The 22,711-nt window shown below is 66.7% G+C and carries 25 protein-coding genes; 9 read left to right on the top strand and 16 right to left on the bottom strand.

Going from position 1 to position 22,711, the window contains the following annotated elements:
* Positions 1-43: 43 nt before the first annotated feature.
* Positions 44-1,708, bottom strand: coding sequence for a Y-family DNA polymerase (locus tag AC2D9V_RS07945; protein ID WP_484713527.1), 1,665 nt, complete (start codon positions 1,706-1,708; stop codon positions 44-46).
* Positions 1,709-1,877: 169 nt separating this feature from the next.
* On the opposite strand from AC2D9V_RS07945, the gene AC2D9V_RS07940 reads away from it, so the two are divergent.
* Positions 1,878-2,318 carry a cytochrome c gene (locus tag AC2D9V_RS07940; protein ID WP_484713526.1) on the top strand — a complete coding sequence of 147 codons (441 nt, stop codon included), beginning with the start codon at positions 1,878-1,880 and terminating at the stop codon, positions 2,316-2,318.
* 56 nt (positions 2,319-2,374) lie between these two features.
* On the opposite strand, the gene AC2D9V_RS07935 is transcribed toward AC2D9V_RS07940, so the two are convergent.
* A complete protein-coding gene (locus AC2D9V_RS07935; RefSeq protein WP_484713525.1) occupies positions 2,375-2,653 on the bottom strand; it encodes an I78 family peptidase inhibitor in 279 nt (92 codons plus the stop codon).
* 170 nt (positions 2,654-2,823) lie between these two features.
* Between AC2D9V_RS07935 and AC2D9V_RS07930 the strand changes: the two genes are divergently transcribed.
* Together AC2D9V_RS07930 and AC2D9V_RS07925 are read left to right on the top strand one after the other, a co-directional pair.
* On the top strand, positions 2,824-3,954 hold the full coding sequence (locus AC2D9V_RS07930) for an S-(hydroxymethyl)glutathione dehydrogenase/class III alcohol dehydrogenase (RefSeq protein WP_484713524.1): 1,131 nt from the start codon (positions 2,824-2,826) through the stop codon (positions 3,952-3,954).
* A complete protein-coding gene (locus tag AC2D9V_RS07925) occupies positions 3,954-4,697 on the top strand; it encodes an NYN domain-containing protein (protein WP_484713523.1) in 744 nt (247 codons plus the stop codon). Before AC2D9V_RS07930 ends, AC2D9V_RS07925 begins: the two co-directional genes overlap by 1 nt.
* Positions 4,698-4,702: 5 nt before the next feature.
* Here the strand turns inward: AC2D9V_RS07925 and AC2D9V_RS07920 are convergent, their stop codons facing one another.
* From AC2D9V_RS07920 to AC2D9V_RS07910, 3 genes are read right to left on the bottom strand one after another with little or no spacing between them, the layout of a single operon-like run.
* A complete protein-coding gene (locus AC2D9V_RS07920; RefSeq protein ID WP_484713522.1) occupies positions 4,703-5,032 on the bottom strand; it encodes a type II toxin-antitoxin system PemK/MazF family toxin in 330 nt (109 codons plus the stop codon).
* Positions 5,019-5,234 carry a type II toxin-antitoxin system PrlF family antitoxin gene (locus tag AC2D9V_RS07915; protein ID WP_484713521.1) on the bottom strand — a complete coding sequence of 72 codons (216 nt, stop codon included), beginning with the start codon at positions 5,232-5,234 and terminating at the stop codon, positions 5,019-5,021. Before AC2D9V_RS07915 ends, AC2D9V_RS07920 begins: the two co-directional genes overlap by 14 nt.
* Positions 5,235-5,286: 52 nt before the next feature.
* On the bottom strand, positions 5,287-5,769 hold the full coding sequence (locus AC2D9V_RS07910) for a RidA family protein (RefSeq protein WP_484713520.1): 483 nt from the start codon (positions 5,767-5,769) through the stop codon (positions 5,287-5,289).
* A gap of 238 nt (positions 5,770-6,007) precedes the next feature.
* Between AC2D9V_RS07910 and AC2D9V_RS07905 the strand changes: the two genes are divergently transcribed.
* Complete coding sequence (locus AC2D9V_RS07905; protein ID WP_484713519.1) at positions 6,008-7,045, top strand: LLM class flavin-dependent oxidoreductase; 1,038 nt, start codon at positions 6,008-6,010, stop codon at positions 7,043-7,045.
* An 18-nt stretch (positions 7,046-7,063) separates the two neighbouring features.
* Here the strand turns inward: AC2D9V_RS07905 and trhO are convergent, their stop codons facing one another.
* A complete protein-coding gene (trhO, locus tag AC2D9V_RS07900; protein WP_484713518.1) occupies positions 7,064-7,975 on the bottom strand; it encodes an oxygen-dependent tRNA uridine(34) hydroxylase TrhO in 912 nt (303 codons plus the stop codon).
* A gap of 99 nt (positions 7,976-8,074) precedes the next feature.
* Here trhO and pncA point away from each other — a divergent pair, with 99 nt between their 5' ends.
* On the top strand, positions 8,075-8,683 hold the full coding sequence (pncA, locus tag AC2D9V_RS07895; protein WP_484713517.1) for a bifunctional nicotinamidase/pyrazinamidase: 609 nt from the start codon (positions 8,075-8,077) through the stop codon (positions 8,681-8,683).
* A gap of 2 nt (positions 8,684-8,685) precedes the next feature.
* Entirely contained in the window at positions 8,686-9,978 is a 1,293-nt protein-coding gene (pncB, locus tag AC2D9V_RS07890; protein WP_484713516.1) for a nicotinate phosphoribosyltransferase, read from the top strand.
* Between the two features lie 23 nt (positions 9,979-10,001).
* On the opposite strand, the gene AC2D9V_RS07885 is transcribed toward pncB, so the two are convergent.
* The 9 genes from AC2D9V_RS07885 to AC2D9V_RS07845 form a co-directional block, all read right to left on the bottom strand.
* Entirely contained in the window at positions 10,002-10,904 is a 903-nt protein-coding gene (locus AC2D9V_RS07885; RefSeq protein WP_484713515.1) for a phosphotransferase enzyme family protein, read from the bottom strand.
* The gene (gene arfB / locus AC2D9V_RS07880; protein WP_484713514.1) at positions 10,901-11,323 is read right to left on the bottom strand and encodes an alternative ribosome rescue aminoacyl-tRNA hydrolase ArfB; all 423 of its coding nucleotides are present in this window, start codon (positions 11,321-11,323) and stop codon (positions 10,901-10,903) included. The genes AC2D9V_RS07885 and arfB overlap by 4 nt, the downstream gene beginning before the upstream one ends.
* Before the next feature lie 102 nt (positions 11,324-11,425).
* On the bottom strand, positions 11,426-12,193 hold the full coding sequence (locus AC2D9V_RS07875; protein WP_484713513.1) for a porin family protein: 768 nt from the start codon (positions 12,191-12,193) through the stop codon (positions 11,426-11,428).
* A 28-nt stretch (positions 12,194-12,221) separates the two neighbouring features.
* Positions 12,222-13,664: an arylsulfatase B gene (locus AC2D9V_RS07870; protein WP_484713512.1), complete on the bottom strand. Its 1,443-nt coding sequence runs from the start codon at positions 13,662-13,664 to the stop codon at positions 12,222-12,224.
* Between the two features lie 94 nt (positions 13,665-13,758).
* Positions 13,759-14,787 (bottom strand): AraC family transcriptional regulator, encoded by a 1,029-nt coding sequence (locus AC2D9V_RS07865; RefSeq protein WP_484713511.1) that lies wholly within the window; start codon positions 14,785-14,787, stop codon positions 13,759-13,761.
* A gap of 320 nt (positions 14,788-15,107) precedes the next feature.
* Positions 15,108-15,728, bottom strand: a complete 621-nt coding sequence (locus AC2D9V_RS07860; protein WP_484713510.1) for a queuosine precursor transporter — start codon at positions 15,726-15,728, stop codon at positions 15,108-15,110.
* An 87-nt stretch (positions 15,729-15,815) separates the two neighbouring features.
* A complete protein-coding gene (gene mepA / locus AC2D9V_RS07855) occupies positions 15,816-16,709 on the bottom strand; it encodes a penicillin-insensitive murein endopeptidase (protein WP_484713509.1) in 894 nt (297 codons plus the stop codon).
* Entirely contained in the window at positions 16,709-18,079 is a 1,371-nt protein-coding gene (locus tag AC2D9V_RS07850; RefSeq protein WP_484713508.1) for an MFS transporter, read from the bottom strand. The genes mepA and AC2D9V_RS07850 overlap by 1 nt, the downstream gene beginning before the upstream one ends.
* Before the next feature lie 128 nt (positions 18,080-18,207).
* Positions 18,208-18,735, bottom strand: a complete 528-nt coding sequence (locus AC2D9V_RS07845) for an acyl-CoA thioesterase (RefSeq protein ID WP_484713507.1) — start codon at positions 18,733-18,735, stop codon at positions 18,208-18,210.
* A gap of 129 nt (positions 18,736-18,864) precedes the next feature.
* Between AC2D9V_RS07845 and AC2D9V_RS07840 the strand changes: the two genes are divergently transcribed.
* Both AC2D9V_RS07840 and recQ read left to right on the top strand, forming a co-directional pair.
* Positions 18,865-19,152, top strand: a complete 288-nt coding sequence (locus tag AC2D9V_RS07840; RefSeq protein WP_484713506.1) for a YggT family protein — start codon at positions 18,865-18,867, stop codon at positions 19,150-19,152.
* A 2-nt stretch (positions 19,153-19,154) separates the two neighbouring features.
* Positions 19,155-21,194 (top strand): DNA helicase RecQ, encoded by a 2,040-nt coding sequence (gene recQ, locus AC2D9V_RS07835; RefSeq protein WP_484713505.1) that lies wholly within the window; start codon positions 19,155-19,157, stop codon positions 21,192-21,194.
* A gap of 4 nt (positions 21,195-21,198) precedes the next feature.
* On the opposite strand, the gene AC2D9V_RS07830 is transcribed toward recQ, so the two are convergent.
* On the bottom strand, positions 21,199-22,113 hold the full coding sequence (locus tag AC2D9V_RS07830) for a LysR family transcriptional regulator (protein WP_484713504.1): 915 nt from the start codon (positions 22,111-22,113) through the stop codon (positions 21,199-21,201).
* A 101-nt stretch (positions 22,114-22,214) separates the two neighbouring features.
* Here AC2D9V_RS07830 and AC2D9V_RS07825 point away from each other — a divergent pair, with 101 nt between their 5' ends.
* A complete protein-coding gene (locus tag AC2D9V_RS07825) occupies positions 22,215-22,700 on the top strand; it encodes a hypothetical protein (protein WP_484713503.1) in 486 nt (161 codons plus the stop codon).
* Positions 22,701-22,711: the final 11 nt, after the last annotated feature.

Here is a 22,711-nt window from a genome sequence, read left to right as displayed (position 1 = left end):
CAGACCAGCGACGAGCGCCCGAAGGGCAGCGAAGAGCGCGGGTTCAGGAAAACACCCCCTCGCAGTACCAGCGATCGGTGACCGCCCCGCCCTGTCCCCAGAAGAGCCACAGCCGCTCGCCGCCCTCGGCCTCGATCCGCCAGTAGTCGCGAAAGCCGCCGCGCCAGTCGGGGTCCGCCAGCCACCACTCCGGCTGCAGCCGCTCCGGCCCCGCCGCCATCCGCACCCGGAACTCGCGCCGCCGCCAGCGGAAGCTTGCCGGCGGGTCGGGCGTCTCGGGCGCATCGACCGGCTCGGGGCGGAACATGACCAGCGGGCGCGGGGCCGACGGCGCGGGCCAGGGCCCGTCATGCGCCGCACTCCAGGCCGCCATCATGATCTTCGCCGCCTTCGCCGGCACATGGCTTTCCGCCGGATGAAGGCGCGTGACCGCCTCGGACCCCAGCCGCGCGCCGAGGCGCCCGATCAGGTCGTCCAGCGCATGGGGGTTCGCCGTGCTGCCGGACAGCGCTCCCGCCGTCGCCTCCAGCTGCCCGCGATGCTGAACGGATGTCATCGCCTCGGTCGCCAGCGCCTCCAGCCGCACGCAGTCGATCCCGAAGCCCGCGTCGATCTGATCGAGCTTCAGGTGCAGAAGCGGCCGGATGCGCTCGGGGCTGTCCGCCGCCCGTGCCAGCCCCACCTCGACCGCCGCCACCCCGCCATCCGCCCGGAAGGCCTGCAGGACCACCCGCCGCGCGCCCCGCCCCTTGGCGCGAAGCTTCTCGCAAAAGGGCGGCAAGAGGCGGTCCAGCGCCGCCTCGACATCCGCGCGCAGACCGATCGGGTCGGGCAGCGTCAGCCGCACCGCGAAGTGCAGGGGCGGGCGCGCGGGGCTGACGGGCTCCGGCTCCATCCCCAGGGCCTGGTCCAGCCGGCGCAGGGTGTCCGCCCCGAACCGCCGCGCCAGCCCCGCGCGCGGCATCCCCATCAGCTCGCCCACCCGCCTGAGGCCAAGGCGCATCAGCCGGTCCACCGTGTCCGCCTCCAGCCGGAGCGCGGCCAGCGGCAGGTCGGCCAGGGCCTCGACCAGCCGGCCGGGCGGCGCGATCACCGCCGCCTCCGCGCCCCGCGCCGCCACCGGGCGCGGGGCACTCCCGCCCCGTTCCCAGCCCCGGCGCTTGGCGGCCCGCGACCGCGTCGCCCGCGCCTCCTGGTCGATCGCATCGCCCGACCGGAGAACCCCCGGCGCCACCCGCGCATAGCGCGCCAGCGCCCAGGCCGCGCCCGGCGTGTCGGCAATCCCCGCCCGCACCGTCAGCCCCAGCCCCTCGCAATCCTCGGCCACCCGGGCCAGCACGCCCTCTTCGCCACCATGCAGATGCGCCGCCCCGGTGAGGTCGATCATCAGCCCTGCCCGCGCCTCCTCGGCCACCCAGGGTGAAAACCGCCCCGCCCAGCGCCGCAGGCTGGTCAGGAACCGCGCCTCGCCCAAGGGATCCTCCGCCACCGTCAGAAGACTGGGACAGATCGCCGTCGCATCGCGCAGCGCCTGCCCCTGCGCCAGCCCCGCCGCCGTGGCCTCGGCCGACAGGGACACCAGCACCTGCGCCCCGTTCCGGTCCGCCACCACCGCCAGGGGCACCGGCAGCGCATCCCGCCGCAGGCGCAGCACGCGTTCCGCCTGAAGACGCGGAAACCACAGCGAAAGGATGCGACGACCGGCCATGCCGATTCCATTTGTTCACTCTTTGTTCCAGTTTTGCCACCATGCCGACCCCAAGTCGAGTCTGCCGCAACCCGCAATGACAAGTGCGTGAGCGCACAACGCCCCGGCTTACGCAACGGCAACGCCCCCCTATAGTGACTGCGACGATCCAGCACAGGGAGCCAGAAGCATGAAGTTGATCAAAGCCTTCGCACTCGGGGCCGTTCTGGCTGCCGGTGCCGCCTATGCCCAGGAAGAACCGACCGACCCGCAGGCCGTCGCCCGCGCCGAACTGATGAAGCTGGTCGGCATGAACACCGGCATCCTTGGCAACATGGCCGGCGGCAAGGAGGCCTTCGATGCCGCCAAGGCCGAAGGTGCAAAGGCTGCCCTGATCGACGCCGCAGCGAAGATCGAGGCCACCTTCATGGAACAGGGCGGGGCTGATCCGGTCTCGGAAGCCAAGCCCGAGATCTGGGCCAACTGGGATGACTTCCTCGCCAAGGCCAAGGCGATGGGCGATGCCGCAGCGGCGGTTGACGTCGCCTCGGCCGAAACGATCGGCGCCGGGATGGGCGCGATCGGCGGGGCCTGCAAGGACTGCCACACCAGCTACCGCATCATGAAGTAACACCTACCCCACGGGGAAGCGGGATCGGCCCCGGTCGCAGGACCGGGGCCTTTTCGTCAGCCGCAGGTCAGGTTGGTGATGATCCCGTTCGCATCGGTCGAGATGTTCAGCCGCGCCGGGTTGTAATCCATCGTTGCGATCCCGTTCGGCGGCAGGATCCGCACGGTCGAGGCCAGCTGGCTGGTGTTCACGAGGCTGATGCTGGACCCGATCAGGCTGTAATTCGCGTTCGAGGTGCAGGTGGAAAGGTCGGGCCGGGTCGGCACCGTCTCGACGACACATCCCGCCAAAGGCAGGGTGACAAGAAGGGCGGCAGGCAGAATACGGATGGACATGGGCGATCCTTTCGTGGCTGGGCCCCACGGGGCCATGCGCCACCGAGTCAACCACATGCAGGCTGGCTTGGAAACCGTTCTCCTGACCCCTTGGCACTCCTTCGGCGTTGCATTTTCCGAAGGCATCGGCCAGCGTGCCCCTTGACCGAACCCCTGCAAGGATCACGCCCATGCGCACCCGTGCCGCCGTCGCCGTTGCCGCCGGAAAACCCCTTGAAATCATGGAGGTGAACCTCGATGACCCGAAAGAGGGCGAGGTTCTCATCGAAATCAAGGCCACCGGCATCTGCCACACCGACGAATTCACCCTCTCGGGCGCCGACCCTGAAGGCCTCTTCCCCGCGATCCTCGGCCATGAAGGCGCGGGCGTCGTGGTGAAATGCGGCCCCGGCGTGAAGACCCTGAAACCGGGGGACCATGTCATCCCGCTCTACACCCCCGAATGCCGCGAATGCCCCTCGTGCCTGTCGCGCAAGACCAACCTCTGCACCGCGATCCGCGACACGCAAGGCAAGGGGCTGATGCCTGACGGGACCACCCGGTTCTCGATGCTCGACGGCACGCCGATATTTCACTACATGGGCTGCTCGACCTTCGCCAACCACACCGTCCTGCCGGAAATCGCGCTGGCCAAGGTCCGCGACGACGCGCCCTTCGACAAGATCTGCTACATCGGCTGCGGCGTGACCACCGGGGTCGGTGCGGTGCTGAACACGGCGAATGTCGAGGCCGGGGCCAAGGCCGCCGTTTTCGGGCTGGGCGGCATCGGGCTCAACGTCATCCAGGGCCTGAAGCTCGCCGGGGCCGACATGATCATCGGCGTCGACATCAACGACGACAAGGAAGACTGGGGCCGCCGCTTCGGCATGACCCATTTCGTCAACCCCACGAAGATCGAAGGCGACATCGTCCCCCATATCGTCGGCATGACGAAGACCCCTTTCGACAAGATCGGCGGCGTTGACTACTCCTTCGACTGCACCGGCAACGTCAAGGTGATGCGGGCCGCCCTTGAATGCACCCACCGCGGCTGGGGCCAGTCCATCGTGATCGGCGTCGCGCCCGCTGGAGCGACCATCGAGACGCGCCCCTTCCAGCTGGTCACCGGCCGGGTCTGGAAAGGCACCGCCTTCGGCGGCGCGCGCGGCCGCACCGACGTGCCGAAGATCGTCGACTGGTACATGGACGGCAAGATCGAGATCGACCCGATGATCACCCATGTCCTGCCGCTCGACCGGATCAACGAGGCCTTCGACCTCATGCATGCGGGCAAGTCGATCCGCTCGGTCGTGGTCTACTGATGGCGCGGGACGGCACCAAGCTGCTCGCCGTCCTGATCGACGCCGACAACGTCCTCGCCCGCCATGCCGAGGCGATCCTGAAGGAAATCTCGACCATCGGCGAACCGGCCCTGCGCCGCGTCTACGGCGACTGGTCCAGCCAGCAGCTTGCCGGCTGGAAGACCGCCGCCCGCGACCTTGGCCTTGTCATGCACCAGCAATCGGCCAACACCAAGGGCAAGAACGCCAGCGACATCGGCCTCGTCATCGATGCGATGGACATCCTCCACCAGGGCAAGTTCGACGGCTTCGTCCTCGTCTCCTCCGACAGCGACTTCACCCGCCTCGCCTCCCGCATCCGGGAAGAGGGGCTCGACGTCGTGGGAATCGGCGAGGCAAAGACCCCGGAGTCCCTCCGCAAGGTCTGCAACCGCTTCATCCTGATCGAGAACATCACCGGCGAGGCGACGCCCGAGGCGAAATCCGCCAGCCGGGCCGAACCCGCAGTCAAGGCCGAACCCGTCCCCGTCAAGCGCCCCGAAACCGAAGCGATCCCCCTCATCCGCAAGGCGATGACCTCGATCGACCCCGACGGCGAATGGTTCTCTCTGGGCCAGATCGGCCAGTACATGGTCCGCGCCGACCCGGACTTCGACCCCCGCACCTATGGTTCCGCGCGGCTCTCCGACCTCGTGAAGCGGCTGACCAAACGGTTCGAGGTCAGAAAGGACGGCAACCAGCTCATGGTCCGCGACATCGCCTGACGGGCCTAAAGCCCAAGCGTTCCACGCAAGGCAGCGCGCACCTCCGCAAGGGTGGCAGCCGTGATCCTGCCCCGGGCCTCGGCCACCCGGACCTCGATTGTCGCAACCTTGGCCGTGCGGATGATCGACGGGACGGGCAGGCCGCATGCGGCATGATCATCGACGGCTACGTCTCCCGGCCAGCCCCGGTTCTCGACCGACGTTATCATCAGCACCCAGATCAGGAAGCCGTCCGCCACGGTCGCAACGACCAGGGCCGGGCGGTGCTGTGTGGTCGTGCCGTCCGAATAGGGGAAGGGCACCCGGACGATGGTTCCAGGCTCAAAACCCGGCATAGGCCTTGGTATCCGCCTCGCCCGCCCATTCGTCGAACAGGGCGAAGGGATCATCCTCTGCCGAAGCCGAAGCCCGCGACAGGATCACCTTGCCGTCGCGGATCTCATAGCCCACAAGATCACCCTCCTGCAGGCGCAGGGCCTTGCGCACGGCAAGGGGGATCGTTGTTTGCGCCTTGCTGGTGATCTTGCTGACAATCATGTCCGGCTCCATCTGCCGAGCCAATGTAAGGCGTTTCCTTACCAGCCGCAACTCAGTCGACCTCCACCGTCACCCAGGTCTCGAAGCAGACGCCGTTCGCCAGCGCCATCACCCCGATGGTCGCCCGCCCGCCAAGGCCCCGCTCCGGCCCGAACACCTCGACGAAAAGATCGCTCAGTCCGGATGAAACTTTGTGCACCTCCTCGAACTCCGGCGTGCAGACGACGAAGTTCAGGCTCCGGACAATCCCCTTCACCCGGTCCAGCGACCCCACCGCCTGCCGGATCCCGCCCAGCACGTTCAGCCCGGTCCGCCGCGCGGCCTGATAGCCCTGCTCGACCGTCACATCCGCACCCAGCCGCCCCTTCTGCGTGACCGTCGTGCCGACCTGCGCCACATGGCCCGACAGGAACAGAAGGCTGCCCACCCGGTGATAAGGCTTCATCGTCCCGTAATCGGCACCGTAATAGCCGTCGCGGTCGAAGTCCGGGATGTCCAGTCCCATGTCGAAGGCCAGTCGTTCGGGTGACGTCATCGCACACTCCCTGATTCGCCGACCAAGGTTAACGGTCTTGCGCGCCGCGCGCCTGCAAGACGGATGGAAGACACAAGGAAGACGGAAAGAAGACAGTCGCCGCAAGCCTCTCACCGCCGATTAATTCAACGACCGCAAAGGCTTGACTCCTCCCGTGCAGCCCTGAACCGACCCTCTCTCGAAATCCGCGTTCATTTTGGATCAACCAATCCCTACCTTGGCGCCAAAGGAGTTTCCCATGACCCCCATCTCCCTCGGACTCGACACCTTCGGCGACGTCACCCTTTGCCCCGACGGCAAACCGCAGCCAATGGACGTCACCCTGCGCGAGGTCCTCGATCAGGCCACGCTTGCCGACGAAATCGGCATCGATTTCATCGGCTTGGGCGAACACCACCGCGCCGATTTCGCGATCTCTGCACCCGAGATCGTGCTTGCCGCCATCGCTGGCCGCACAAAGCGGATCAAGCTCGGCACCGCCGTCACGGTCCTGTCCACCGACGACCCTGTCCGCGTCTTCCAGCGGTTCTCCACCCTGAACGCGCTGTCGAACGGGCGGGCCGAGCCGATCCTCGGGCGCGGGTCCTTCACCGAAAGTTATGGCCTCTTCGGGCATGACCTGCACGACTACGACCAGCTCTTCGAGGAACGCCTTGACCTCTTCGCCCGCCTTGTCCGCGAGGACCGCGTCACCTGGTCCGGCCGGACCCGCAGCCCGTTGAATGACCAGCAGGTTTTCCCAACCCTCGGCCAGCCGATGACGGTCTGGGTCGGCGTCGGCGGCAGCCCGGAAAGCGTGGTCCGCGTCGTCCGGCAGGACCTCCAGCTGATGCTCGCCATCATCGGTGGTGATGCCGCCCGCTTCGCGCCCTACGTCGACCTCTACCACCGCGCCTGTGCCCAGCTTGGCCGTCCGATCCGCCCCGTGGGCGTCCATTCCCCCGGCTTTGTCGCCGAAACCGATGCGATCGCGCAGGAAAAGCTCTGGCCGCATTACGCCGAAATGTTCGGTCGCATCGGGCGCGAACGCGGCTGGCCTCCGGTCACGAAAGACAAGTTCATGGCCGAGGTTCAGCATGGCGCGCTTTGTGTCGGCAGCCCCGAAACCGTGGCGCGGAAGATCGCGAAGACGATCAGGACCCTCGGAATTCAGCGGTTCGACATGAAGTACTCGACCGGCCCGATGCCCCATGCCGACCTGATGAACTGCATCCGGCTTTACGGCGAAAAGGTCATCCCCATGGTGCAGGAGATGCTGGCCGACAAAGCCGCGTAGGGTGGGTGGCAACCCACCTCAATCCGGGGACTGCCCCAGATGTTGCGTCCCACGCTTCGCAGCCAACAACATCTGGCGGTGTCGTTCGCGAAACCTTGCCCGGTCTGTTTGTGAATACTCATTCACACAGGCCGGGCAGCAGACCCCTTCCTCATAGTCCGGCGCAGCTTGATCCTCCGCCGTCACCGGCCTCCGGCAGGCCCCGCAGACCTTGAGGCCCCCGGGCTGCAACCCATGCCCGACCGAGACCCGGTCATCGAAGACAAAACACTGCCCCAGCCAAAGGCTTTCGGCCTCCGGCACCTCCTCAAGGTATTTCAGGATCCCGCCCTTCAGGTGAAAGACCTGGTTAACCCCTTGCCCCAGAAGGTAATTCGTCGACTTCTCGCAGCGGATTCCGCCGGTGCAGAACATGGCGATCCGCTTGCCCTGAAACCGCTCCCGGTTCTCCTGCCACCAGTCGGGAAACTCGCCAAACGCCTTCGTCCCCGGATCGACCGCACCCCGGAACGTCCCGATCGCAACCTCGTAATCGTTCCGCGTGTCGATCACGACCGTATCGGGGTCAGAGATCAGCGCATTCCATTCCCGCGCCGAAACATAGTTCCCCACCCGCGCCAGGGGGTCCACATCGGGCTGCCCCATGGTCACGATCTCGCGCTTTAGCTTCACCTTCATCCGCCCGAAAGGCATTGATTCCGCGAAACTTTCCTTCCACTCTAGCCCCGCGCACCCCGGCAGGGCCCGCACCGCCGCAAGGACCGCGTCAATCCCCTCGCGCGGCCCGGCGATCGTCCCGTTGATCCCCTCGGGCGCAAGCAGAAGCGACCCCTTCACCCCGTTCGCAACGCAGACCTGCAGAAGACCTAGCTTCAGCGCAGCAGGGTCGGGAAAGCGGGAAAAGTGGTAAAGTGCGGCGACGGTCAGCATGACCCCCCTTTGCGCCCATGTCCCCGGAAATTCAAGCGCTTCGCTTGACGGCAGGCGGGTCCGGGACTTACCCAAGGAAAACAGCCGCCGGAGGCCGCCATGAGACCCGCCAACGAAGCCCTGATCGTGATCGACGTCCAGAACGACTTCTGCCCAGGCGGTGCCCTTGCCGTTGCGGGGGGTGACGAGATCATCAGCCGGATCAACGGCTTGATGGATGACTTCCCCACCGTGGTCCTGACACAGGACTGGCATCCCGCCAACCACGCCTCCTTCGCCGCCAACCATCCGGGTGCGGCACCCTTCAGCCTGACGACCATGCCCTACGGCCCTCAGGTCCTCTGGCCCACCCATTGCGTGCAGGGCACCACGGGCGCCGCGTTTCATGCCGGCCTGCGCACCGACCCCGCGCAACTTATTGTCCGCAAAGGCTTTCGTCCCGGCATCGACAGCTACTCGGCCTTCTTCGAGAATGACCAGACCACTCCCACAGGACTTGAGGGCTACCTTCGCAACCGGGGCGTCACGGCGGTGACCTTCGTGGGCCTGGCAACGGATTACTGCGTCGCCTACTCGGCGCTTGACGCAGCGCGCCTTGGGTTCAAGGCAACCGTTCTGGAAGGGGCGACCCGGGCCATCGACCTCAACGGCTCGCTTGCCGATGCGCGCCAGAAAATGCGCGCCGCCGGCGTCGCGCTGGAGGCCTGAGAATGGTCGATATCGCCACCCGCGTCTGGAACCACAAGTGGAAGATCGACCCGATCGTGCGGTCGCTGATCGACACCGACTTCTACAAGCTACTGATGTGCCAGTCGATTTTCCGCAACAAACCGGACACGACCGTTGTCTTCAGCCTCATCAACCGGTCGACCAAGGTGCGCCTTGCCGACCTGATCGACGAAGGCGAGCTGCGCGAACAGCTGGACCATGTGCGCTCGCTTACCCTGACGCGCGGGGAAAGCACCTGGCTGCGCGGGAACACCTTCTACGGCAAGCGCCAGATGTTCCGCCCCGATTTCATGGAGTTCTTCGAGGGCCTCAAGCTTCCCGCCTATCATCTGGAAAAGCACGACGGCCAGTTCGAGCTGACCTTCGAAGGCCGCTGGCCCGAGGTGATGCTGTGGGAAATCCCGGCGCTTGCCGTGCTGATGGAGCTGCGGTCCCGCGCGGTCCTGAACGACATGGGCCGGTTCGAGCTTCAGGTGCTTTACGCCCGCGCGATGACCCGGCTTTGGGAAAAGATCGAACGCCTGCGCGGAATCGACGGCCTGAAGATCGCCGATTTCGGCACCCGCCGCCGGCATGGCTTTCTCTGGCAGGACTGGTGCGTCCAGGCGATGCAGGAGGGGCTCGGGTCCAAGTTCATCGGCACCTCGAACTGCCAGATCGCCAAGAACCGTGATGTCGAGGCAATCGGCACCAACGCCCACGAATTGCCCATGGTTTACAGCGCCTTGGCCGACAGCGACGAAGCCCTGAGGCAGGCGCCCTACCGCGTTCTGGCCGACTGGCACGAAGAGCACGACGGCAACCTGCGCATCATCCTGCCCGACACCTACGGCACCGAAGGGTTCCTGAAGAACGCACCCGACTGGCTTGCGGGCTGGACCGGGATCCGCATCGATTCAGGTGATCCGGCGCAGGGCGCTGAAACCGCGATCCGCTGGTGGAGGGACCGGGGCGAGGACCCGACGCAGAAACTGGTGATCTTCTCGGACGGCCTCGACGTCGAAAAGATCGAAGAGCTTCACGCCCGTTTCAAGGGACGCGTCAAGGTGTCCTTCGGATGGGGCACGATGCTGACGAACGACTTCCGCGGGCTTGTCGCCGATGACGCACTGGCCCCCTTCAGCCTTGTCTGCAAGGCGCTTTCAGCGAACGGCCGACCCACGGTAAAGCTTTCGGACAACCCTGCCAAGGCGATGGGCCCGGCGGACGAAATCGAACGCTACAAGCGCGTTTTCGGCGTGGGCGAGCAGAAGGTGCTGGACGTCGTCGTCTGATCGCACGGTTCATCCGGCACCGGTCAGCCCAGAACCCGGTCGATGCAGGCCATCGCACGGGCCAGATGGCTACGGTTGATCGGGTCCCCGGCGGCCAGCCTTGGCATGGTCCAGCCGACCGAGGCCAGCGCACGGGCGAGGATGAAGGTCTCGACCATGTGCTTGTCCCCGGTGCCGTAGCCCGCCATCAGCGCGTCGCGCAGCGCCACGTGCTCGCGGTGCTGCACGGTCTGCACAAGGGCAGTGCCAAGGTCGTGCAGGCGATAGCCGAAGCCGGAGTCGTCGAAGTCGATCAAAGATACCGAACGACCGTTCACCAGAACGTTCTCGCGCAGGACATCGGCATGGATCAGGCCGACCGGCCCCCCAAGCCGTTCGCGCAAGGCGTCGCGGGCACGGAGCATCGCGCGCCGTTGGTCGGGGGTTGCAGCCGGATGATCCCAGAACCGGCCCCAGAACGGTGCCTCGCCCACCAGTCCTTCGCGGTCCCAGCGGGGGCGGGTGAAGCCATCGGGCAGGACCAACCCGTCAGTCACGCGGTGCAGCCGGGCAAGCAGTCGCCCGAGCGCATTGTAGAGAGTTTCCACCTCTGCCAGCGGGCGGGTGAAGCCATGGTTTGCCTCGCCCAGCGCCTCGCCCTCGATCCAGGCGATGGCCGAGGCGTGCCGTCCGTCCTCAAGTTCAACAAGCAGGCTACCGTCCAGCGCCGGGATCGCCCCTGGCACCGGTAGGCCCGCCTTCGCAAGTTCAGCGCACCACCAGAGCTCCGACCGGATCGCCTCGGGTGACTGATACCCCGGGCGGTGCAGGCGCAGCGCGGCCCGGCCTGCAGGCAGGGCCATCTCGAACACATGGTTCTCGCGGTCGCGCAGCACGCGCAGGATGCGTCCGCCCCAAGCTGCGGCGGCGGTGTCGGCGATGCTCATTCCTCGTCGCTCACCTTGCCGCGCAGGGCCTTCACCTCGCCCCGCGCCGTCTTTGCAGCCACCCGGCGACGCTGGCTGCCGAGCGTCGGCTTGGTCGCGATCCGCCGCTTGGGCGCAACAAGGGCCGCGCGGATCATCTCGACCAGCCGCTCGCGCGCGATCTCGCGGTTGCGGGCCTGGCTGCGGGTTGCGTCGACCTGCAGCACGATCGCCCCCTCTGCCGTCCAGCGCCGCCCTGCGAGCTTCTTCAGCCGAGACTTCACCCCCGGCGCGAGGTGCGGCGACCGCTCGGCCTCGAACCGCAGTTCCACTGCCGTCGAGACCTTGTTGACGTTCTGCCCGCCCGGCCCGGAGGCGCGCATGAAGCTTTCGGTCAGCTCCCAATCGGCAATGGCAAGGGTTTCGGTGATGTGCAGCATGGATCGGGCCGGGACGCGGGGCTTCGGCCCGAGTGTGGCCCGTCGCGGCGGGAAACGGAAGGGCCGGATGGCACCCGGATAGCCCGCAGCGATGCGATCACCTCAGAACCGATAGGCCAGTCCCAGCACCGGACCCCGCATCACCACATCGTAGACGTAGCCGTCATCCTCGTAATCCACCGACAGGACCCGATACCCCCCGCGCAGGCTGAGGCGGTCGCTCATCTGGTAGTTCAGCGTGCCCAGAAGCTGCCAGGTCAGCGTCGACCCGCTGCCGGACCCGCCAAGGTCACCGGCGACGGTCACGCTCCAGCTTTCGTCGAGGTCGGCCTTCATCCGCGCGATCACCACGGGGTCGAGCCAGTTTTCCTTGTGCGCGAGAGAGACACTTGCGGGTCCCACCGGGCCGATCGAGGCGTCGCTGTCGACGCTCCAGTACCGCAGGCCGGCGCCCAGGTCGACGTTGACCGTGGCGCTGTCCTGCACCCGGTAAAGGACACTGCCCTGCAGGGTCAGGTTCTTCTGCTCCAGTTCCACCGGGGCCGCTGCCGGGCCGGGCAGGGTGCCCCCCGGCGAAAGCTTGGAGTAAAGCACGTCCCCGACAAAGCTCCACCGCCCCTGCCGCAGTTCCACGGCTGTCATCAGGCCAAAATCGAGGTTTTCGAGCACATCGCCGAAGCTGAGGTCGATGTCGGCCGCGGGCAGACCCGGCGCCAGCGATGACCGCCCGTCCAGCGCGCTGGCGAAGAGATACCCGGTGAGGATGATCTCGCGGTCGCCGCCCGAATCCCCGGCCAGACCCATGCCCGGTCCTGCGACCACGAGGGCGGCCACACCCAGCGCCAGCGGTTTCCTGATCTGAAACGTCATCTCGTCTGTCCCTTTCCCCGGCGACCGATCAGTCCGCGATCACCAGCGGCATCGACAGGGTCGCGCCAAGCGCCGTCTGGAAGAAGAGCGGCGGCGCCATGCTCCGCGCAAGGTCGACGACGCGCGCCTGCAACTCTGCCACCCTATCGGGGTTTACCGCCGAAAGGTCGGTCAACTCGCCGGGATCGGCCTCAAGGTCGAAAAGCTCCACCTTCGGTGGCAGCATCGCGTTCCACACGAGTTTCCACTTGCCGTCGCGCACCGAACCGATCCCGGGATCGACGTTGTAGACCATGTCCTGCCGGGGCGAGGCCTGCCCGGCCGCCAGTGCCTGCCAGACATCCATCCCGTCAAGCGCCTTGGACTTGCCAAGGTCCGCCCCGGTCAATGCGGCCAGCGTGGGCAGCATGTCGACGACATGCACCACCCCCTGAGCCTCACCCGGCGCGATGCGGCCCGGCCAATTCGCCAGCGCCACGACCCGCGTGCCGCCCTCATAGACCGTCCCCTTGCCCTCGCGCAGCGGCGTGTTGTCGGGCGGCAGGTCGCCCGCCACAGCACCCTCACCCACGAACATCTTCGACCGCGTGCCGCCGTTGTCGCTGTGGAACAGGATCAGCGTATTCTCGCGCAGCCCCTTCGCCTCCAGCGCCGCGATGACGTTCCCGATCTGGACATCCATCGCCGTGATCATCCCAGCATAGGCGCGGCGGTTCTCGTCGGCGATGCCGGGGTAAAGGTCGAGGTATTCCTGCGGCGCCTGGTAGGGCGTGTGCGGCGCGGTGAAGGCGAGGTAGAGGAACAGGGGATTGGCGGGGTCGTGTTCTTCGATCTGGCGGACGGCATCGGCGCCCAACAGTTCGGTGTCATAGCCCGGTTCAACCAGAAGCTCGTTGTCCCGGTACCAGTCGGTCACGCCATGGGCTTCGTGCTTGAAGTGGTCGATCTCGCCCACCAGCGCGCCGTAGAAGTAATCGAACCCGCGCTGGCGCGGCCAGAAAGCGCGGTCAGCATGGCCAAGGTGCCACTTGCCCACCATGCGGGTGGAATAGCCCGCCTCCTTCAGCGCTTGCGGCAGAAGGTGTTCGTCCGGCGCAAGCCCGTAGGTGCCGCCCGAAGGGATCACCCCGACCTGCAGTCCGTAACGCAGGGGATAGCGCCCGGTCATCAGGGCGGCTCGCGTCGGCGTGCAGAGCGGCTGGGTGTAGAAGTTCTGCAGAACTGCCCCCTCGGCGGCCAGCCGGTCGATGTTCGGCGTCTTTATGTCCGACCCGCGGAAGCCCACATCGGCAAAACCAAGGTCATCGGCCACGATGTAGACGATGTTCGGCCGCGTCCCGTCCTGCCCCTGCGCCCGCCCCGCCAGCACGGAAAGCCCGGCAATCGCCGCCATGAACCCGGCGGCCCCCGACAGGACATCCCTGCGGCTGGGGCCGGCTATCGCTGTGGTCTGGATTTCGGTTTTCGTCATGGCGTCCTCACTGCAACTCAAAGGGTCCGCGACGCGCGACCTGACCTGCCCGGACACCACGGCCCGGAGATTTTAGGCAGCCCCGGGCCCTCCCTCAATTGCCATTTCGCGCCAGGACGTGGCGGAAGGCGGTGGGTGACATCCCCTCCCAGCGCCGGAAAGCCCGGATGAAATGGGAAGGATCGGTATAGCCCAGCCGCAGGGCGATTTCGGTCGTGCCCCGTGTCGGGTCCGCCATCAGCTGGCGCGCCTCGCCACGACGCCAGTCGTCGACCAGCCGCTCGAACGTGGTGCCCATCAGGGCAAGCCGCCGTTGCAGGCTGCGCGGCGGCAGACCGATGGCAACGGCCGCATCGCGCAGGGTGAACCGACCCCAAAGGCTGGCCACCTCGATCATCCGCTCAAGGCTGTCAATCAGATGGTCGTCGGAAAGGTCGAAATCGACCGGAACCACCTCACCTGTCAGGGCAAGGGGTCTCGCCGCCCCAGCGCCGGACAAGAGATTGGGACGGCCAAGAAGGGCGGCATCGAACCGGATCACCAGATCCTCACCGCGCTCGAAGGACACCGGGCAGCCCAGCGCCTCTTCGTAGACCGAAAGTGGCGCAAGCGGCTTGTGCGGCAGGACAACATGAAGCCCCGCATCCCTTTCCCCGGTCGCTGCCTGCACGAATCGGACGAAGAAAGCAGCAATCCCCTCGTACAGAAACCGCGCCTCGGACGGGTCGCAGCCCAGCATGCGGTGGGTCCATTGGGCCGTCGGACCCAGGATACCGATCCTGATCGTCGTGCCCCGCTGGAGCCAGGGCATATGCTTCCGTTGCAGCGCCAGGGCCTCGCCCAGCGTCCGGCCGACCAGAAGCGACCTGCCGAATGGCCCAAGCAGGGTTGGATCGGTCGCAGCAGCCATCTGCAACCCGACGGTCGCATTCCCGCTTTTGCGGGCTAGGCCGTTCATCATAGCGACGATCTGGCTGCGCCTGACGATCCGGTCGCGGTCCGTCAGGGCGTCCGGCTCCAGCCCGCCAAGGGACAGCACCTGCGCCAGCGACACACCGTTCGCCTCGGCGGTGGCAGGCAGGGTGTGGACCAGCGAAAGGCGAACGCCGCTTCTGTCATACATGGGGGCAGGCTAGCATCGCACTTGCGCGGGATCAAAGGGCGACGCGGTCCGCCAGGCTTGCCCGCCGCAGCGGCAGGCAGGGCGGAAAAGAGAAAGGGTTGCCCTGCTCGAGGCAACCCTTTCCGAGATCCAAGGAGATGGGCCAGTTAGGGCATCCAAATCCAATCGGTGGTCTATTTTCCAGGGGCTGCCCTTAGAAAATACCCCTCCCGACTGTCCCGACACCTCTCTCCAATATCACTCTAGACACTGGATCACCTCCTTTCAAATGGTTGCCGATAAGGAAAGCGTGACACAGATTTTGTGTTTGTCAAAACAAATCACGCAACCTTTGCCATCGCCCTGGCAACCATGAGCCGGAAGGGCAGAAGTGCCACAATTGCAAGCAGAAGCTTGACCAGCCAGTCCGCCACGGCCAGCGACACCCAGAACGGCGCCTCTGGACCCACGCCCAGAAGGGCGGTCGGGGCGGTGGCCCAGCTGACGTCATTGCCGGGTTCCAGCACGGTCAGCATGGCCGAGAAGGCGATGGTGAAGAACAGCGCCGTATCGACGCTGGAAGAGATCAGCGTGGACACCAGCGGCGCCTTCCACCAGCTGCCCGCCCGCAGGCGGTTGAAGACCGCCACATCCAGAAGCTGCGCCACAAGGAAGGCAACGCCCGAGCCGATGGCGATCCGCAGGGTCACCAGCGGGCCGAACTCGCCCATCACCTGAGTGCCGATGAAGGAACAGACAACCCCGGTGGCAAAGCCCGCCAGCACCACACGCCGGGCGGCGGCGGGCCCCTGAAGACGGTTCGTCAGGTCGGTGACCAGAAAGGCGAAGGGATAGGTCAGGGCCCCCCAGGTCAGGTAGCCACCCAGCGGAAACTGGACCAGGATGTTCGACGCGGTGACGATCACCGCCATGGCGATGACGCCGGGCAGAAGGCTGCGCATGGGGATATTCCGTTTTTGGCAAGGTTGCGGAGACTTGGCCCTGTCGGGCGGCGTGCGGGCTATACCCGCAAGCACCCCCTGTCAACCTCAGTCAGCGGCAAGCACGGCCTGGCACTGTTTCGGCAGGTCGGCCATTGTGAACTCACGCGGGCCCTTCTTCCTTGGCGCGTCGTCCTCCTTCGGTTTCTTGGCCGAAGGTTTTGGCGGGTCGAGGTAATCGGTCACCCACCAGGTCAGCGTCTCGTCGCAGCCGTCGCCGTTCTTGGACAGTTCCGCCACCGTGGGCGTCTGCGTCTCGCAATACCGCGCGCCCTTGGGGCATTTCAGGCGGACGTGGAAATGGGTGTCATGCCCGGCCACGGGCCTGATCTTCTGCAGCCATTTCTTGTCCGAGGCGCTGGCGGTCTTGCACATCTCGATCTTGACCGCCGCCGCCACGAAGATGCGGTCGACGCGCGGGTCGCTCGCCGCCTCTTTCAGGAGGCGGTGGTGCGTCTTGGTCCAGTTCGCGGTCACCGACCGCTGGTCCGCCGACCGGACGGGGATACTGCTGATCTCCTCGCGCTGGCCCTCGCTGAGGGCCAGGCTCTGCGGTGGCAGCATCCAGATGTCGGCGTCAAGGCCGATCTGGTGGCTGGCGTGGCCCGATGTCATCGGCCCGCCGCGCGGCTGGCTGATATCGCCGATGTAAAGCCCCTTGCCGAAGCCGATGGCTGCGGCGGTTTCCGAAAGGTCGATCAGGTAGTCGATCATCTCGGGCTGGCCGAAGTTGCGGTTCCGGCTCAGCCGCATCGCCTGCCAGGTCGCCCCGGTTTCCGGCAGCTCCCACATGCCCGCGGCACAGCCCCTCGCATAGGACCCGATCGGCATCGGATCCTGCTGCGACGGCTGGTCGATCGCCCCGAAAAGCCGGTTGGCCAGCTTTTCCGCATGGGCCGGGGCGGCAAGGCAAAGCGACAGCAAAAGCGCGCGGGTCAGCATCACGTGGGCACCTCTCCCTTCGGTTTGACGAAGGATAACAGGAAAAGTCCGATGAGGAACAACACAACCAGCGGAGCGATGCCCAGCCGCTGCGATCCCGTCCAGGTCGTGGCCAGCGCGATCAGCGCCGGCGACATGAAGCTCGCCACCTTACCGGAAAGCGCGTAAAGCCCGAAGGCCTCGGTCGCGCGGTCCGGGGTGGTGTGCCAGGCCATCATCGTGCGGCTTGCCGCTTGCAACGCGCCCCCGGCGGCCCCGATCAGCGCCCCGCAGACGAAGAAGATCTGGTCCGGCAGGCTGGACGCCGGGTCCATCGGCATGCCCCAGAGGCTCTCGCGCGTCATCCCCACGATGACCAAACAGACCAGGATCAGGACCACGATACAGAACGCGATCACCGGCTTCGGCCCGAAGCGCCGGTCCAGCCGCCCACCCACCCAGGCCGCGACCATCGCCGTGATCGCGCCGACGATCCCGAACGTGCCGATCTGGATGATCGACCAGTTCAGCACGCCCGAGGCATAGACCCCGCCAAACCCGTAGAGCGCATTCAGCGCGTCGCGGTAGAACAGCGATGAGGCAAGATAGGCCGACAGGCTGCCGCGATAGCGCAGAGACCGGATCAGGTCGCGCAGGCTGGCGAAAGCGCGTCCCAGGTGCAGCGGCCGCGCGTCGGTCTTGGGTTCCTTCACCCACAGGAAGAAGGGGATCATGAAGATCACGAACCAGATCGCGGTGAACGGCCCGACGAACCGCGTTCCCTCACGCGCCTCGGAATCCAGACCGAACAGCGGCTCGATGCCCAGCAGCGTCAGCCCGGTGTTTGCGTTCTCGGCGAAGAACAGCAGCATCAGGACCAGGGCCACAAGCCCCCCCAGATAGCCGAAGGCGAAGCCCGAGCCCGAGATCGCGCCAAGATCGTCCGCCTGCGTCAGCGAGGGCATCAGCGCATTGGTGAAGATCGTCGCGAACTCCATCCCGATGAAGCCGATCCCGAAGAGGCACACGGCCCAGAGGAGCATAGACCCTTCGCCCCCCGGCGCGATCCACCAGAGACCCGCCGCGCCCAGGACATAGAAGGCCGAGAACAGCCGAACCCAGACCATCCGCCGCCCGGTGCCGTCGGCGATGGCCCCGAGGATCGGCGCCAACACGGCCACGATGATCGACGCGACCGCCAGCCCCCAGCCCCAGTAGGCCTGGGCCGCAGCCTTGGCGGCGTCCTCGTCCATCCCGGTGCCCATGTAGTAGCCCCGGGCGATTTCGGCGAAGTAGGGGCCGAAGATGAAGGTCAGAAGCAGCGTGTTGTAGGGCTGGCTCGCCCAGTCGAAGAAGTACCAGCCCCAGATCCGCTTGCGACTTCCGACCATGCCTGCACCTGCCCGTTTTCCCGCAAGTGAACCCGGAAAAAGCCTTTGGCGCAAGCGGCTGCTCTTCGCTTGCCTTCGGCCGCTCATCGTTGGGTCGGTCGCACTAGCGATGAGCGAACCGAACGTGTCTAGCGCGCGGGCGGCCAGGGGCGCGTCGCGTCGGCAGCGATCCAGGCCTCGACCCAGTCCGGCAAGGTCGGACCTTCCACTGCCGTCATCGCCGCCGCAACCTCGGCCGGCGGCACCATGCCGGACTTGCCCACCACCGCCATCCGGATCAGCGCATGCGAGGTGCATTCCCCGCTCCGCCACATCGACTGCTCGATGTAAAGGAACCGCTTGTCCCAGCCGAGGCAGCGGCTGTGCATCGTCAGCTTTGAAAACACCGTGACCCGCCGCCGGTAGCGCACGGTCGACCCGGCCACCGTAAGCCCCCAGCCTTTCGCCCGGATCACCCGCACGAGACCCGTCCGTTCCGCCAGCGGCAGCCGGCCGAGGTCGAACAGCGTCAGCGTCCGGCCGTTGTTCAGCTCCATCCAGAAGTCGAGGTCCCAGGGCCAGCAGATGTGGTGCGAGACGTGGGGCTCGAAAAACCCCAGTGGCTCCATCCGCCGGGCGCGCCAGATTTCCTTGAACATGCGGACAAAGGGATACATCGGCGGCCTCCTCGCTTCGCGCGACGGGGTGGCCCGGCCAGCGGGCGGCGTCAAGGGGAACGCTGCGTTGGGCATTGCCCTTGTGCCGTCCGGCGGCTACCTCTGCGCTGACCGTAAGCGGAGTGCCCGATGACCTCGATCTTCCAGATCCTGATGCTGATCCTCGACATCGCCCAATTCATCATCATCGCGCACATCATCATGTCGTGGCTGATCAACTTCCAGGTCCTGAACCTGCGCCAGCCGGTGATCGCCTCGATCTGGCAGGGCCTGAACGGGCTTCTGGAACCGATCTACGGCCAGGTCCGCAGGTTCCTGCCGAACATCGGCGGGCTTGATCTTGCCCCGCTTGTCGTCCTGATCGCGGTCTATGCCCTGCGGATCGTCCTTGTGAACAACGCCGCCGCCCTCATCTGACCTTGGACCGCGCGGCCCAGCTTCTGCACTCCGTCTTCGGGTTCCCCGATTTCCGGCCAGGCCAGGCCGAGATCGTCGCCTCGGTGCTGGAAGGGCGGAACACCCTTGCCATCATGCCCACAGGTGGCGGCAAGTCGCTGTGCTTCCAGCTACCCGCGCTTTGCCGCGACGGGGTGACGGTCGTCATCTCTCCCCTCATCGCACTGATGCGCGATCAGGTCCGCGCGCTGAGGGCTGCGGGGGTAGAGGCGGGCGCGCTGACCTCGGGCAATACCGAAGAGGAAACCGAGGCGGTCTTCCAGTCGATCGACGACGGGCGGCTGAAGCTGCTTTACCTTGCCCCGGAACGACTCGCCTCGGGCGCTTCGCTTGGCTTCCTCCGGCGGGCGCGGGTCAGCCTCATCGCGGTAGACGAGGCGCATTGCGTCAGCCAGTGGGGCCATGACTTCCGCCCTGACTACCTTCGTATCGGCGACCTCAGGCGCAGCCTCGGCGTGCCGCTGGCCGCCTTCACCGCCACCGCGGATGAGGAGACCCGGGCCGAGATTGTCGCCCGGCTTTTCGGCGGCGAAGCCCCCGCCACCTTCCTGCGCGGGTTCGACCGGCCGAACATCCACCTGGCCTTCGCGGTCAAGGACAACCCGCGCGACCAGATCCTGCGCTTTGCTGCCGCCCGCAAGGGCCAGTCGGGCATCATCTATTGCGGCACCCGTGCCAAGACCGAAACCCTTGCTCAGGCAGTCCGTGAGGCAGGCCACCCGGCGGTCGCCTACCATGCCGGGATGGATGCCGAGGACCGCCGGGTCGTGGAAACCCGGTTCCAGCGCGACGACGGCCTGATCGTCGTCGCCACCGTCGCCTTCGGCATGGGGATCGACAAGCCCGACATCCGCTGGGTGGCGCACGCAGACCTGCCGAAGTCGATCGAGGGCTACTACCAGGAAATCGGCCGCGCCGGACGCGACGGGTTGCCTGCCGAGACGCTCACTCTCTACGGCCCTGACGACATCCGCCTGCGTCGCCAGCAGATCGACGAAAGCGTGGCACCGCCCGACCGCAAATCCGCCGACCATGCCCGGCTGAACGCGCTTCTCGGTCTGGCCGAGGCGCAAGGCTGCCGGCGGCAGGTCCTGCTCGGCTATTTCGGCGAGGTTGCCGAACCTTGCGGGAACTGCGATCTCTGCGACCGCCCGGCGCAGCTTTTCGATGCGACCGAGCCGGTCAGGAAGGCCCTGTCGGCGATCCTCAGGACCGGCGAATGGTTCGGGGCGGGACACCTGATCGACATCCTGACCGGCACGCCCACCCCGAAAGTGCGCGAGCGCGGTCATGACCAGTTGCCGACCTTCGCCGTGGGCCGCGACCTTTCCAAACCCGCATGGGGTGCCGTCTTCCGTCAGATGATGGGACGCGACCTTGTGCGCCCCGACCCCGAACGGCACGGCGCGCTCCGCATGACCGACGCCGCCCGCCCGATCCTGCGCGGCGAGGCCTCGGTCACGCTGCGGCGCGATACCATCGTTGCCGCTTCCCGCGAACCGGCGCGGACGCAGGTGTCGGATGAGGATGCGGGGCTTCTGTCGCTTCTCAAGGCGAAACGCCGCGCCCTGGCCGAGGCGCAGAACGTGCCCGCCTATGTCGTCTTTCCCGACCGCACCCTGATCGAGATGGCCGAGAAGAAGCCCGCGACCCTCGATCAAATGGCCGGGATCACCGGCGTCGGCGCGAAAAAGCTGGAAAGCTATGGTGCGGCATTCCTGGAGGTGATCACCGGGGCCGCCGAAACCCTGCACCCCGCCCGGATGCGCCTCGTCGGCAAGCCCGAAGGCGCGCTTTTCGACCGCCTGGCCGAGGCGCAGCTTGCCCTCAGCCGGGGCGAGGACGGGACCGGCAAGCTTCTGTCTTGTAGCTCCTCGACCCTGCGCCAGATCGCCGAACGCCGCCCCTCCACGCTGACCGAGCTTCCGGGACTACCCGGCATGGATGAACAGAAGGTCGACCGCTTCGGCGCGGCATTCCTCGATATCCTCCGCGACGGCTGACCCGTCAGTCGCAGGCCTTCCAACCCTTCGCCGACTCCTTCAGGTGGCCGAGGAAAGCCTGCACCTTCCGCGTGCGGTGCAGGTCGACATGGGTCACGATCCGAAGCTGCGCCTCCCATTCCGGCCGGGGCGGCAGGACCTCGACCAGGTCCTCGTCCCCCGCCGCGCGATAGGTCGCGACAAACCCGATGCCAGCGCCTTCCCGCACCGCAGCCTCCAGCGCCGCAGGCTCGGTCGCGGCAAAGGCGATCCGCTCCGGTGCCACGGTGGCCCGCAGCCAACGGTGGAACGGGGCCCGCGTCACGTCGCTGTCGGTGCAGACAAAGCGGTGCCGGTCGAACTCCGCCTCCGACGCGGGCAACCCGTGGCGATCGACGTAGGACCGCGAGGCGTACAGCCCGGTCTTCATCCGCGTCAGCGGCTGGACCACGTTATCCGGCTCTTCCGCCCCGCTTCCGGCCCGGATCGCCACATGCGCCTCGCCGTAATCCAGCCGGAAGAGCCGCATGTCGGTCAGGAACCGCACCCGAACGTCGGGGAAGCGGTCCTGAAAGCTGACCATCACCGGCGTCAGGAGGTCCGAGATCCCGGCGATCGAGGTCACGACGATCTCGCCCGACACCGTCTCGCCCTGGCCCTTGATCCGGCTGGAAAGGTGCGCGAACTGCTCTTCGGTGGTCTGCGCCACCGCCAGAAGGTCACGCCCCGCCTCGGTCGCCGTGTAGCCCCGCGCATGGCGCTGGAAGAGCTTGGCCCCCAGCCGCTTCTCCAGCGCGTCGATATGCCGGATCACTGTTGCATGGTGGACGCCCAGCGTCTCGGCTGCCCCCGACACCGTGCCCAGCCGCGCCACGTGGTAAGCAGTGCGGATCTCGTCCCAGTTCTCCATCGCGCATCCCCGGCTGTCATGTGCGGACATGCACAGAAAAGGCGACTTCCCCCCGACATGCAAGGCCCGGCTTGACGCATCGCCCCATCGGCCCAACACTCCCTTCGCCTTGAACCGACCCGGATTTCGCCATGCGCATTGCCGAAGACCTCTCCGACCGCCTGACGCTTGAATCCCGCCCCTGGATCCTGGGGTCGGTCCTTGCCGCGGTCATCCTCATCATGCTGGCGGTCGCCCTGTCCAACCTCGACAACGACCCCTGGTTGGCCTTCGCCATGCTTCTCGGCGCGGGTCTCATCGGCATCTGCTTCGTCGTCTTCGTGCGCCGGGTGATCGTGATCTTCGACCGCGCCGCCGGGGCTGTCGTCATCCGCACCCGCAGCCTCCTTGGCCAGTCCGAGCGCACACTCCCCCTGACCGATGTCACCGAGGTGACCGTCGAAACCTCGGTCACCCGCTCGCGCTCGAACGGCCGCAGCAGGGTCAACCGCACGCATCGCCCGGTCCTGCAGACCCTCGCCGGCCCGGTCCCTCTGACCGAGGTCTACTCCGGCGGCGACGGCGCCGCCGGGATCGCCGAGGCCGCCAATCGCTGGCTTGGCACCCCGAAGGCTTGACTCCCACGCCC

Source organism: Tabrizicola sp. T46 (genome assembly GCF_057219895.1).
This window is presented reverse-complemented; position numbering and strand designations above follow the sequence as displayed.